The 14,011-nt window shown below is 40.1% G+C and carries 10 protein-coding genes; 1 reads left to right on the top strand and 9 read right to left on the bottom strand.

Annotation, left to right across the window (positions count from 1 at the left end; genetic code table 11):
- Positions 1–40: 40 nt before the first annotated feature.
- From PR675_RS09065 to PR675_RS09080, 4 genes are all read right to left on the bottom strand, one after another.
- The gene (locus PR675_RS09065; protein WP_169342274.1) at positions 41–1,165 is read right to left on the bottom strand and encodes an ABC transporter permease; all 1,125 of its coding nucleotides are present in this window, start codon (positions 1,163–1,165) and stop codon (positions 41–43) included.
- Positions 1,166–1,171: 6 nt separating this feature from the next.
- A complete protein-coding gene (rbbA, locus tag PR675_RS09070; RefSeq protein ID WP_014658323.1) occupies positions 1,172–3,928 on the bottom strand; it encodes a ribosome-associated ATPase/putative transporter RbbA in 2,757 nt (918 codons plus the stop codon).
- On the bottom strand, positions 3,925–4,995 hold the full coding sequence (locus tag PR675_RS09075) for an HlyD family secretion protein (protein ID WP_060560997.1): 1,071 nt from the start codon (positions 4,993–4,995) through the stop codon (positions 3,925–3,927). Before PR675_RS09075 ends, rbbA begins: the two co-directional genes overlap by 4 nt.
- Positions 4,996–5,380: 385 nt before the next feature.
- Positions 5,381–5,857 carry a GNAT family N-acetyltransferase gene (locus PR675_RS09080; RefSeq protein ID WP_036940170.1) on the bottom strand — a complete coding sequence of 159 codons (477 nt, stop codon included), beginning with the start codon at positions 5,855–5,857 and terminating at the stop codon, positions 5,381–5,383.
- Between the two features lie 392 nt (positions 5,858–6,249).
- Between PR675_RS09080 and PR675_RS09085 the strand changes: the two genes are divergently transcribed.
- On the top strand, positions 6,250–7,995 hold the full coding sequence (locus tag PR675_RS09085; RefSeq protein WP_060560996.1) for an ABC-F family ATP-binding cassette domain-containing protein: 1,746 nt from the start codon (positions 6,250–6,252) through the stop codon (positions 7,993–7,995).
- 218 nt (positions 7,996–8,213) lie between these two features.
- Here the strand turns inward: PR675_RS09085 and PR675_RS09090 are convergent, their stop codons facing one another.
- The 5 genes from PR675_RS09090 to PR675_RS09110 form a co-directional block, all read right to left on the bottom strand.
- Positions 8,214–8,423: a hypothetical protein gene (locus PR675_RS09090; protein WP_004919597.1), complete on the bottom strand. Its 210-nt coding sequence runs from the start codon at positions 8,421–8,423 to the stop codon at positions 8,214–8,216.
- On the bottom strand, positions 8,416–8,967 hold the full coding sequence (locus tag PR675_RS09095; protein WP_040133115.1) for a PadR family transcriptional regulator: 552 nt from the start codon (positions 8,965–8,967) through the stop codon (positions 8,416–8,418). Before PR675_RS09095 ends, PR675_RS09090 begins: the two co-directional genes overlap by 8 nt.
- 243 nt (positions 8,968–9,210) lie before the next feature.
- Positions 9,211–10,359, bottom strand: coding sequence for a tyrosine transporter TyrP (gene tyrP / locus PR675_RS09100; RefSeq protein ID WP_318558282.1), 1,149 nt, complete (start codon positions 10,357–10,359; stop codon positions 9,211–9,213).
- 82 nt (positions 10,360–10,441) lie between these two features.
- Positions 10,442–12,382 (bottom strand): pyridoxal phosphate-dependent decarboxylase family protein, encoded by a 1,941-nt coding sequence (locus PR675_RS09105; protein WP_004919591.1) that lies wholly within the window; start codon positions 12,380–12,382, stop codon positions 10,442–10,444.
- A gap of 402 nt (positions 12,383–12,784) precedes the next feature.
- The gene (locus PR675_RS09110) at positions 12,785–13,795 is read right to left on the bottom strand and encodes an NAD(P)H-quinone oxidoreductase (RefSeq protein ID WP_060560993.1); all 1,011 of its coding nucleotides are present in this window, start codon (positions 13,793–13,795) and stop codon (positions 12,785–12,787) included.
- Between the last annotated feature and the right edge of the window lie 216 nt (positions 13,796–14,011).

Below are 14,011 nucleotides of genomic sequence, written 5' to 3' on the forward strand. Positions count from 1 at the left end.
TTCAGCAAGCGTTTTTTGACATAATTGCAACAGCAAGGTGTTATGCCATGGTTGCAATGGTTTTACGAAACCGCATTAATGCGAACGAAAAGAAGACGATACCGATAATTAATAAGACAATAAACTGAGGCCAAACGATCTGGAACCCTGCTCCTCGATATAAAATCGCTTGTGCAAGGCTCACAAAATGTGTTGTCGGCATCGTCAGCATAATGTCTTGAACTAACTGAGGCATACTTTCACGTGCGGTCATACCTCCTGAAAGCATATTTAACGGTAATAGAACAAGGATCATCAATAGCCCAAACTGAGGCATTGAACGAGCTAGCGTACCCATAAAGATACCAATTGATGTGGTCGCAAATAAGCTTAATGCCACACCACACATAAATAGCAGTATAGACCCCTCGATCGGCACTTGTAGCAAGGTTTTAACCACCAGCAGAAGTGATACTGCCGAGGCAACCAAAACCACTAATCCCATTGACCAAATCTTAGATAGCATGATTTCAAATGGAGTTAGTGGCATCACCATTAAATGCTCAACCGTACCGTGTTCTCGTTCGCGAATTAGCGCAGCGCCCGTTAACACTATCGAAAGCATAGTAATGTTATTAATGATTGCCATTACCGACCCAAACCATGATTGCGTTAAGTTGGGGTTAAAACGCATACGAACTTCAAGATCTACAGGTAAACTCGCATCACTACGGTACTTAGCAAGAAACTCATTCACTTCACCTAAAGTGATATTTTGAATGTAACTATTACCTAAAAACGCTTGGCTCATACGTGTTGCATCAATATTCACTTGGATTTCTGGATGGCGACCGGCCAGTACATCCTTCTGAAAATTAGGTGGAATATCTAAAGCAAAAGTATAAGTACCTCGGTCAAGAAGGCCATCAATCTGTTCGGGAGTTACATCCGCCGGCGTCTTAAAATAAGGTGCATAAAAACTATTGATAATACGGTTCGATAACTGTGATTTATCCTGATCAGCAACCGCAATCGGTGCGTGATGCAAAGAGCCTGGCGTCACTGTTGCCGATGAATAAATCGACACCGTAAAAGCAAAAACAATAAGCGCCATCATCGCCTTATCACGCCCTAAACTACGCAGCTCTTTGACACCTAAATGAAATATGTTTTGTAACTTACGTATCATCAGTTAGGACTCCTGTTTTTTCAGGAAAATAACACTGAGGCCTATCACGATAGGGATAGTAATCAATAGCGGAATAAATGACGCTTGCAAATCAAACAAGTTCAGTCCTTTAGAGAAAGTACCGCGTGTTATTGTCAAAAAGTGCGATGTGGGATAAACCATACCAACCCAACGACCAATCCCTTCAAGTGAAGAGACAGGGTCAATCATGCCTGAAAATTGAGTAGCCGGGATCAGTGTAATAATTGCGGTACCAAAAATAGCGGCGATTTGACTCTTCATAAAGCAAGAGATCAGCAAGCCCATTCCTGTTGCGATAGTAATATAGAGAAAAGCTGCAAGTGTTAAGGTCAGAAAACTCCCTTTAAAGCTAACGCCAAAAACAAATACACTCAACGCGCAGAGCATCACAAAGTTAAACATGCCTAATAAAATATAAGGAAGCTGTTTACCTAATAAAAACTCCAATTTGGTGATCGGGGTTACATAAAGGTTAATCATTGATCCTAGCTCTTTTTCGCGAACCACACTGAGTGCACTTAACATCGCTGGGATCATCATCAGCAACAGAGGAATCACTGCGGGAACAATCGCAGGTAAACTTTTTACATCGGGGTTATAGCGATAACGGGTCTGAATGTCGATGACAGGCATTCCCGCCACACCAACTGGTTGCTTAGCAGCCATGGTGCTTAACCAAGCGAGATGCATCGCTTGTACATAACCACGAACAGTTTCAGCACGATTAGGCATTGCACCATCAACCCATACGCCAATTTTCACCGCATGCCCTTTTGCTACATCACGCGCAAAATTAGGGGGAATTTCAATGGCGACAGATACTTTACCGCTACGCAGCGCGGTTTCCAGTTCATCATAATCCTTAATGGGAGGCTGCTCGATAAAATAGCGAGAGCCTGCCAAATTTAGGGTATAACCTTGGCTTAAACCTGTCTGGTCACGGTCAAGTACTGCAAAACGTAAATTTTCCACATCCATACTGATCCCATAGCCCATGATAAACATGAGGATCACCGTACCCAGTAGTGCGAGTGTCGAACGTACTGGGTCGCGCCGTAACTCCATCCCTTCCCGAATGCTATAACTAAATAATCGACGGAAACTGAAACGGCTTTTCAGCGCTTCATCCGTCTGTTTTTTAAGCTCAGGGTCAACATGAAATTCAGGGGCTGTATCCTTGGTCGCTCCGGCTTCTCCCACAGCATCTTGTAGATAGGCGATAAAAGTGGCTTCCAGCGTGTCTAATCCGCGCTTTTTGATCAGATTATCAGGAGTATCACAATCAAGTACCTTCCCTGCATGCATCAAGGAAATACGGTCACAGCGCTCCGCTTCATTCATAAAGTGGGTAGAAATAAAAATAGTGACACCGTCACGCCTTGAAAGGTCAACCATTAAATTCCAGAACATGTCTCGCGCCACAGGGTCTACCCCTGATGTAGGCTCATCAAGGATCAACATTTCGGGGCGATGAATAACGGCAACGGCTAGCGATAAGCGTTGACGAATACCTAACGGTAAATCATCGGGCATCGTATCTCGCACATCATCTAAATCAAAACGCTGGCACATCTCATCAATGCGCTGCTTAATTTGATCTTCCGCGATATGAAATAGCTTAGCGTGCAAAACTAAGTTTTGTTCGACACTCAATTCGCTATAGAGGGAAAATGCTTGTGACATATAACCAACGCGTTTGCGCGTTTCAATATCTTTTGGGTCAATTTCTTGCCCAAATAACCATGCTTGCCCTTCGCTCGCTTGCAATAGCCCAGTCAACATCTTCATCGTTGTGGACTTACCGCATCCGTTAGATCCCAAAAAGCCAAATATTTCACCTTTCGGTATTTTAAAATTAACATGGTCGACCGCCACAAATTGACCAAAACGCATGGTTAGATCTTGCGCTTCAATCGCTATCACATCATCGTCTGAGGTATCACGAGGCGGGATAACCACTTTTTTATGACCGCTACGCTTCTCTTCTGGTAGTAACGCAATAAATGCAGCTTCAAGATCATCGCACTGTGTTTGTGCTTTCAGTTCAGAGGCATGTCCTGTTGCCATGACCTTGCCATCATCCATCGCAACCAGCCAATCAAAACGCTCCGCTTCTTCCATATAAGCAGTGGCCACCAACACACTCATATTGGTTTGTCGTTCGCGAATACGTTCGATCAAATCCCAAAATTGTGCCCGTGACAATGGGTCAACCCCTGTGGTTGGTTCATCAAGGATCAGTAAATCAGGGTCATGAATTAGCGCACAACAAAGCCCCAGTTTCTGTTTCATCCCCCCTGAAAGCTTCCCTGCGGGCCTATCTTTGAATGGAGCCAACCCCGTGCTTTCGAGTAAATCGTCGATACGATACTGGCGCTCTTCTTTAGATTGCCCAAATAGACGCCCAAAGAAATCGACGTTTTCATAGACTGAAAGCGTGTGGTATAAGTTTTTCCCTAATCCTTGGGGCATATAAGCAATTTTAGGGCAGACTTCTCGGCGATGTTCTTTATCTGCCATATCACCACCAAGAACGATAACTTTCCCTTGCTGGATCTCTCTTGCACCAGCAATCAATGAAATTAGGCTTGATTTCCCCACACCATCAGGGCCAATTAAACCAACCATTTTCCTTGCTGGAATTGATAAAGTAATGTCATCCAACGCACAATTATCACCGTAATGTTGGCTGACATGGCTTAAATCTACTATCACATCATCCATCAAATTATGGGTCATTGTGGTAATCTCACCTCAAGGTCAGTTGGCCATTGGGCATTAGGATCTAAACGAACATAAGCTTTGCCAGGTAAACCAGTTTTGACATATTCGAGGTTCTTTTCCAGTAGCTCTGGTGAAATTCGCGCGCGAACACGGAACATTAATTTCAAACGTTCGTTTTGCGTTTCAACGGTTTTTGGTGTGAATTGTGCAACACTGGCAACGAAAGTCGCTTTCGCAGGTATCACAATATTAGGGGCAGCATCTAAGACAATATGCACATCACTGCCTAATGCCACTTTTCCAGCATCTTCTGTAGGTAAAAAGAAGGTCATATAAACATCGCTGAGGTCAACCATATTTAATACTCGACCACCGGCCCCTAATACTTCACCAGGTTCAGCAACACGGTATTGAATACGACCGTTACGCGGCGCTTTAAGCACACTATCATCTAAATCAGCAATAATACGTCTTTCAGTTGCAGTCGCTGCATCAACGCGCGTTTTTGCTTGAACAACGCCCGCTTTTGCAGAATCAATTGCCGCAAGAGAGGCTGCAACCTGAGCTTTAGCCGCTTGCAGCGCGGCTTTTGCGCCTTGTACCTGTGCGGTGTCATCATCAACCTGTTGTTGAGAAACCGCTTTAGTTCTTACTAATGCACGAGAACGGTTAAGTCGTTTCTGTGCCGCATCAAGTTCTGCTTCACGTTGACGAACAACCGCTTGTGCGGCTAACTTTTCACTTTCACGTTGCACTAAACCTGATTCTGCTGTTGATACATTACTAATTGCTTGACGTAATTGAGCTTGTACTTCGTGAAGCTGTTCTTGCAGTGCTCTGGTATCCATTTTGGCAAGAATCTGACCTTCCTTGACAAAATCACCTTCTCTCACCGTAATAGTATCGATCCGCCCTGCCGTTTTGGTTGCAATATCAATTTCGGTTGCTTCTATACGACCATTACTTTGAGCGAAACCTGCGGGTAAACTGCTAGAATTCATACTCCAATAATAAAAACCACCTGCTGCAATAATTAAAATAATAGCGACATAAAAAATGATCTTTCGTTTATTTATTTTCATACCATCCCTTCTCTTTTCTTTATGTGAAAGAAAATAGCTAATTTTTAATTCAATTGTTTAGTATTGCCCATCTTATTTAGTCACACTAAAAAATAATAAAACCAAGAAAATAAAAACTGACTAACGCACATTTTCAACTTAACATCTCAATACAACATTCCTTTTTAGATTAAGTTACTTGCCTGTTCTCTATCCCTTTAATTTAATTCTATTTTATCCCTTTTAACCTTAAGTAAAATAGCACATATATCACAAAATACCATATTCAAAAGTTAAAAAGAGTTTATTGGCACTTATTGCTTAAGATTTATTAAAAAACAAAAAAATAATGCTAACAAAAAAGTTTGTTAGCATTATTTTGTTATAAAATTAACTTATTAGGTATTTAACTTATAAATTCAGCAATTGTTTGTTCATCCATACGGTAACGAACCCATTCATCTTGGGGTTTAGCACCAATACTTTTATAAAAATCAATTGCAGGTTGATTCCAGTCTAAAACACTCCATTCCAAACGCTGGCATTTCCTTTCACTGGCAATCATTGCAATATGCTTTAATAATTTTTTACCCGCACCCGCTCCTCGATAATCAGGGGAAACATATAAATCTTCCAAGTAGATCCCATTATTACCTAACCAAGTCGAGTAACTAGAAAAAAAGACCGCATAACCAGCAGGTTTACCGTCCACATAGCAAATTAAAGCCTCTGTATTTGAATTTTCACCAAATAATGAGTTTTCTATATCGGTGACAGATGCTTTAACTTCATGACGTGCTTTTTCATATTCCGCTAATTCGATGATCATATCTAAAATCAAAGCGGCATCTTTAATTGTGGCTGGTTTTATTTCTACATTCATTTTGGCGTTTCCTATATGTTTACATCTTGATTTTACTCCAAAATTATTACTCACCACAGCCACTAGCAGTTTTATTCATGACACTTTTAATGCCATTAGAATCATTTATAACAATACCTAAACACAATACATCATTGTGATTGATAGAAAGTTGCTAGGTTTGTTATGATAGCGATATTGTTCAACACTAGAAAAAAGGAGGCTTATTATGATGTTGTGTGATCTTATTGACTATTCACACTTCTTTGGTAATCGCCAAAGCTCAGGCTTTCACAGTTATATACTGCGATAACCCTGCCTGAGCGAAGCTCCCAAAAGATACCTTCCTCAGCTTACTGGGTTGTCGTCCTGACTATACCCTGGCATTGTCATGCCTAAAAATTGAGTAAGCTATGAGCACTTTATTATCTGTAAAATCATTAAATTATGATACTTCTACAACCTCTTTATTGAGTGATATTACCTTCACGCTACAAAGTGGCGATCGTATTGGTCTGATTGGGCATAACGGAAGTGGCAAAAGTACATTATTGAAGCTTTTGACCGGTCAGTTATCACCTAACAGTGGCAGTATTACTTATGCAAATCAGTGTGTAACCGCTTATATTGAACAGCACCTACCCGAAGAGGTAGCGCATTTGAGTTTAATTGATACAGTTATGCAGCAACTCCCTGCTCAAGAGCGTCTTTCTGAGCGTTGGCGAGCGGAAGTTTTACTGACTGATTTAGGGTTCACTGAGAAACAATGGGCACAAAAAGCCAATCAAATTAGTGGCGGGCAGCATACCCGATTACTTTTAGGTAGAGCATTAATTCAACAACCCGATCTGATGCTATTGGATGAGCCAAGTAACCATCTTGACCTTCCCACATTGATTTGGTTAGGTAACTTTTTGCAAAACTGGAAAGGCAGCTTCGTTTTAGTTTCTCACGATCAAAATCTGCTTGATAAAGTGACTAACTGCACATGGATATTGCGAGATAAAACGCTACATTTCTTCCGGCTCCCATGCTCATCTGCACGTCATGCACTGAGCCAAAAAGATGTCGCTGATGAAAAACGCCATCAAGCGGAGCAAAAGGAGATTGATCGCATTGCGGTAAGTGCCAAACGTTTAGCTATATGGGGTCAAGTTTATGATAACGAAGACCTTTCTCGTAAAGCAAAACAGATGGAAAAACATATCGATAGACTCAAGGAGGCGCAAACTGAGCTGACTGAAGGCTATCAATGGAAATTAGCGCTAAATGGCAAATCGATCCCCGCAGATAGAGTCCTTGAATTAGATCATGCCAACATTAAGACTCCCGATGAGAAATTGCTTTTCACAACAGGTTTTCATCAAGTCAAAAGTGGTGATCGTATTGCCATTATTGGTGCCAATGGCTGCGGTAAATCCACTTTATTACGTTTATTGTGGCAACGTTTTAAAGCAGATGAACGATACAGTGAGCAATTAAAGTTTCATCCATCGATTAATGCGGGTTATTACGACCAGCAACTTGAGCAACTCAATGATAATGACAGTTTATCTGATGCTTTACGGCCTTTTGCTAATTTAGTCGATGAACAACGCAAAATGGCATTGATTGGTGCAGGTTTTCCTTATACACGCCACCAACAAAAAGTGGCAACACTCAGTGGCGGCGAACGAGCACGGTTGTTATTTATTGGCTTGAGCTTGGCGCAATATGAGCTAGTGATGCTAGATGAACCCACCAACCACCTTGATCTTGAAGGCAAAGAAGCACTGAGTGAGCAAATATCACAATTTGCAGGCGCTTTGCTGGTGGTTAGCCATGATAAATGGTTAATTGAAACGAGTTGCCAGCGTTTTTGGTATATCAATAATAATCGATTAGAGGAGTATCTTGACGTCGAGGAGGTTTACCAACAAATCGAGCAACAATCGCACCTTCAAAATAACAGCGTAATTAACGAAAAAGTAGCTTCACCCCATATAGACGAAGCCGCTTCTCAATCGACTGTTTATGAAGATGAATTGTTGGAAAAGTTATTGTTACTTGAAGATAAATTACACGCAGATAGGCAACGTAAATTGGCTCATCAAAAACCACTGCTTCAACAACAGTGGATCGATGAAATAGAAAAAATACAGGCGCTACTCAACCTGTAATTAAATCAATCCCCTAATAGCCAAGGTTATTAGGGGATTACATGATAATTATGTAATCCATAAACAGCGTTTTACTATGACCGTTCATTAAGAACAGAAAAATGTTTTGGTAAAATAGGTCTATTTTTTTATTTTCATGGCCTTTTTCCACTAAAATAGCGAATTAAAGTGCAAAAAGTTTTACCATGAATAATAAATCAGCAAAATAACCTATTTTATTATTTAGTACGCTGGCGTTTAGCTCGTTTAAAATAAGATGTCGGTACTTTTGGGCAAACAACCTCTTTAAATTTTTTATCTAATGCAGCCTCTGGTTTTACCTCGGCCGATTCCGTACTTTCGTTAGATGGTATATTAGGTGATGTCTTTACGTTATCTTTCATATATGAAGACTCTTTTGCCTGAATAATATCATTGGTTTTAGCCATGTTCGTGCCCTTCTACTGTCAATACCGAGTTGACTTGTTCAATACGTTCAACAGCACTGTTGATAATTTCAACAACTCGCATTGATTGTTCCTTAGTCAATTCCTGCAAAACAATGTTGTGTCGCAGCAATGATTTAAATCTATCAACAGCAAGCTCTATTTCTTTGGCAAATTGGTTGCCAGCCGTAAGCTCTTGTGCATAACTGAGTTTTAGCTGAACTTCCGCTAAAATATCAGCTTTCAATAATAGAAAACATTTTCCTTCAGGTGTCAGCGAATAACACTTACGCCCTTTTCCTTGCTCCTTATACGCGGTGATCAGCCCCAACTCTTCTAATAATGTTAATGTTGGATAAATCACACCAGGGCTTGGGCAGTAAAAACCCGCCGTTTCCTGCCCTATCTTTTTTATCAATTCATAACCATAGTTTGCCCCATCAGCCAAGAGATGCAGAATGTAGACACGCAACTGTTTTGGGTTAAACATACGGCTTAAGCTTTTACCATCACAAAGGCACGGTTCCGCTTGTTGTTCATTATTCATTAATACTCTCAGAACCCCTTTAGGTCTTAAAAACCGATATATCTAATATAATAGTGGATTTTTTGAAGATTACCAGTTTAGATATATCTGTTTTTTTGCATAAAATGCTAATGATAATTATTCTTATTGAGATGCTAATAAAATGCCATCGATAAAAAAGCATTAGCAATGATCGACGTGAAATAAAAAAAGCCAATCCGTTGAGTCCGTGATTGGCTTTATTGATTTGAATGAAAAGGTCAATTACCCTACGTTTGGCAGTATTTTGAAGGCAATTGCCAATTGAACACCGATCACCACAATACCACACAAGAACACGATAAATAGTGCAGGTGTGCCACCGGTAACTTGATATTTACGCTCATTACACAATCTTGATTTAAATGCCATCGCGCTAGGTAACAATAGTGCAAGAATAGATAATGCAATCGCCGCAAAACCTAATGCCATGACAAATCCTTTCGGGTAAAACAGCGCAAAGACTAATGGTGGCAAGAAAGTTAATAATCCTGTTTGCAGGCGGCCCTCCATATTATCTTGGCGCTTAAATAAATCCGCTAAGAAATCAAATAGCCCTAAAGCAACACCGAGAAACGAGGTGGCGAGCGCTAAACTCATAAACATCTGAGCAATAAACTGGGTTCTTTCCGACATCACAACATTGCGGATAGCATCCAGTAAGCCATTTAATCCTGAATTTTCTGCAAGAATGCCGATAAAGGTTGTAGGGTTAATGCTACCTAACGTAGCAATCTGCCATAAAATATAGGCAACTAATGGGATAGCACTACCGATAATAAATATTATCCGTAATTTTTTCACATCACCGCCCATATATTTCACAACACTTGGCACACTGCCATGGAAACCAAATGAGGTAAAAAACACAGGAATAGCCGAGAGGATCAAGACTTTCTCTGTTGGTGCAGACAATAAATTTTGCTGCTCAACATGTGGCATCATTAACACTAAGATAATGACTAGAAAAACAATTTTTGCTGCGAATAAAATACGGTTAATAAAATCAACGGATGATGTTCCAAAGCACACAACACCACCACCAATCACCGTAAAAATAACAATCCCCATCCAATCAGCCATCTCAATAGCAAAACTGCTTTTTAAGTTGGAGGTAATAATTTCCCCTGCACCACTAACATAAGCCGCCGTTAGTGCGTACATCAGGAACATCATACTAAAACCGGTAATAAATTTACCGCCTGAGCCTAAGTAGCGCTGAGCAACAGAGCCGATACCCGTTTCTGAGGACTCATGTTGATAGACTTCGACAAGTAATAATGCGGTGTAACACATCAATGCCCAAAGCACGAACAACATTGCTAAACTTATCGTGGAGCCGTTACCTGCTGCCGCTATCGGCATTGCAAGCATACCAGCACCAATCGTAGTGCCAGCAACAATAAAAATACTGCCAAGTGTGCGATTTTTCATATTGAGATCCTAGCCAAGAAGTTTATAGCGTTATTTTTTGTTTTGAATGATTTAATTTATTTTCTTCATCTATAAGCTGTTGCAACTTGCCTTCAAAGATATTTTTCAACTCTTGCCAAAAATCGGTGAAATGCTGCTTATCCCGTAAGCAATGTGTCATGATCGCGGCTCTTAATACATATAATGACTGAGTCTTATCCCACTCTTGATCACTAAAGCCAGCCTCACGACAGAAATTTCGTGGATTATCACCGTACTCTTCCGAGGTTAAGGATGTTGAGGAAGTTAAAAAGTCATTCGTATAAGAGCGGCCTGCGGCATATGAGCACAACTCATAAAGGCGCTTATTCAGTTGATTCTGCTTTTCTAATGATTGATTACCGACTTCCTTAAACATGAAGTTGACCATGTGGAAATCAGGCGATGGCAGCGCAATAATTTCGAATTTTCTATCTTCGATTTCAAATGCCTCACAGGTATTGATACTTTCAATGATCCAATTCGCTGTGGTTATTCCTGCTGCTATCACTTTTCCGTAACCGAGAATATTTAGCGGAACTAACCGATGGGCCGCCCAGACCGCCGCCGCCGTGGCTCCAGCTTTTGACCCTTCCATGATTGAAGAGCCTAATAATACGTTTTGTTGCTTTTCTGCTTTACGCCCTTTTTCTGCAACTTCTTCAAACACATAAGCGGCATGATAAGAAATGAGATCAACAATACGTTTATCCTTCATGCAGATTGCTCCTGCCGCATAAGGAATAAAGCCCACTTTATGAGGATCAACCGTGATAGAGTCCGCTTCTTGTAATGCCTTGAAGCTTTGATAAACCTCTGGCTTTGGCCAAACAACATCGGAGGGGAAAATACCTTCCTGATGGTAACGTTTAATCAAAACATCATAATCAAGGAATTGATTATTCTCATCACGGAACATGGCACAAGCATAGCCTGCATAAGCGGCATCGATATGAATATAAAACGAGACACCAAAACGCGCTTCGCACTCTCTGCGCAATTCAATCAGTTTTGCGACATTATCAATCGCGCCCGTTTCCGTTGTTCCTACAACAGCCACTACGGCTAAAATAGGCTCACCTTGTTCAATCAATGAAAACACAATTTGTCTCATTTGCTCAGTATCAGTGCGATAACTGGCATCGACGGGGAGCTGTACGATATTTTGTTGTCCTAACCCCAAAATATCCATCGCTTTCATCCAAGAGTAATGTTTAGATTGCGGGACTAATAGCTTACCTAATTTCCCTTGTTCTACCCCTTCACCACGACAAGTCATATCTCTGACTTCTTCAAATAATCCTTGTTTCTTTAAATCATCGATAAGATCTAAAACAGCAGAGGTCGGCATATTCAGCAACGCTTTCTCACTATCCTCTTTTAGTAATTGTCGAGCCTGAGGATGCTTAGCTATTGCCAAAGGTAACGTTTTAATATTTCGAGCAACCCACAACCCCTCATAATTAGCGACAGTGCCGCCTGAAGTAATATGCCCCCATGACTGATTAGTGTCATAACCAAACATTGCACACAGGTCTAACCCTGCTTCTAGCTCGAGTACTGTTGTGGTGGGGGAAGACTCTTGGGCACAGTTATTTGGGTTGTACATCATTGCCATAACGTACGCGAGATTCGATATCATTAAGGTATCCGCGTTCATGTGGCCCATATAACGAGGAGAAAACCATGGGATTGATGTTGTTTTTAACTTAGAAGAGAGTTGATTTAAAATACCTTCTGTTCGATATAAAGTATCCCTATATTCCGGTGCATAACGATCGACCGTTGTCACATATTCAGGGTCTTCTGGGTGGTAGCCTGAACGCCAATGCATATGTTCCGTTACCGCATATTCCATCATCTCTCTGAAAAATACTGCATTTTCAGATTTCGGTCCTAGAAATAAAGCATCTACATTCATTTTTGAGTTATTAAAATTTGTCATTATCACTACACCTTTAAATCATGCCCATGCTTTTAATGGCATATTTGATTTAAGTAACTACTATCATTGGAAAGTGATATAACGGATGCATATCTTTAAAAGACAACAATATATTAATGATCTTGTTATCTTTATTATCTTTGGGTTATTTATTGATAGGCAAGCCGTTAATGTGCCAACTTAGCTATAGGTATAATCCATAATTGTTAAAATATTAATAAACTCGTATTTATTTCAATCGGATTTGTGCGCAGGAACAAAATTTCGAAAATTAGTCTGCTGTAAAGAGATATTTACGCTAAAACCACTTGAAAATGTAAACCATTTGTTATAAATGAGCAAGCCAATGAGTCATGAAAAAATTAAATCTTCATGACTCAATAAATCTCAATAGGAAAATAATTATTTGTTAATTAACACTATTTTTCCGTAAAGATCGCCAGATTCCATATGGCGATGAGCATCAGCCACTTGGTCTAACGGATAGGTTTTGTTAATAAAAGGTTTTAATTCACCTTTTTGCAACATCCCCCAAACGTGCTGCTTTAACTCTGCGGCGATGCTGGATTTTTCAGCAACGGTACGTGAACGCATGGTTGACCCTGTGTGAATCAAACGTTTAATCATTAAAGGCATTAAATTGAGGCTCTTAGGGTTACCTTTCATCATTCCTATTTGAATGATCCGCCCGAATTTTGCGGCGACTTGATAATTTTTATCCACATAATCACCACCAACAATATCAACAACCATATCAACCCCTTGAGAACGCGTGTAATCAAGAGTGTGTTGAACAAAATCATCGTTTCGGTAATTAATTATACAGTCCGCCCCTAATGATTTTGCGACTTCTACCTTTTCTGCTGAGCCGACTGTTGTGATCACCGTGGCACCAAATGCTTTTGCTAACATGATAGCAACGGATCCAATACCGGATGTTCCACCATGAATGAGCACTGTTTCACCCTTTTTCAATTTACCAATCTGAAAAACATTCGCCCAAACAGTAAAAAAGTTTTCAGGTATAGCCGCTCCCTCAACAAATGATAAGTGACCTAATGGTAATGCAATATCTTGATGTACCAGACAATATTCGGCGTAACCACCTCCAGCAACTAACGCACAAATATTATCTCCAATCTGCCATTGTTGAACATCGTCTGCTTTTGCAACAATGGTTCCTGCGACTTCAAGCCCTAAAATAGGTGAGGCATCTGGAGGTGGCGGATAAGCCCCTATACGTTGAAGAACATCAGGGCGATTAACACCAGCAGCCTCAACTTTAACCAATAAATAACCCTCTGATAGTACGGGCAATGGTTGTTCAATTATTTGCAGTTTTTCTGCTCCACCGTGCTCCGCGATATTTATTACTTTCATCGTATTGGGAATATTTAATGGATTATTTACCATTTGATGCTCCTCTGAAGTTTTCATTTTTAAGTCGAATATTGCATTATTGTTTAAATATTATAACTAATGTTAATTTTTAAATTTATCAAAATATATCTTTTAAATAGATATTTAATAGATAACCCCTTTTATCTATTAAAGAATTTTTTACTTAACTTAATGGTTATTTAAGTTAAATAAGGAATATCATGATGTTATAATGAACTATGTAATTTG

The organism is Providencia sp. PROV261, from assembly GCF_028477945.1.
Taxonomy (GTDB): Bacteria; Pseudomonadota; Gammaproteobacteria; order Enterobacterales; family Enterobacteriaceae; genus Providencia; species Providencia stuartii.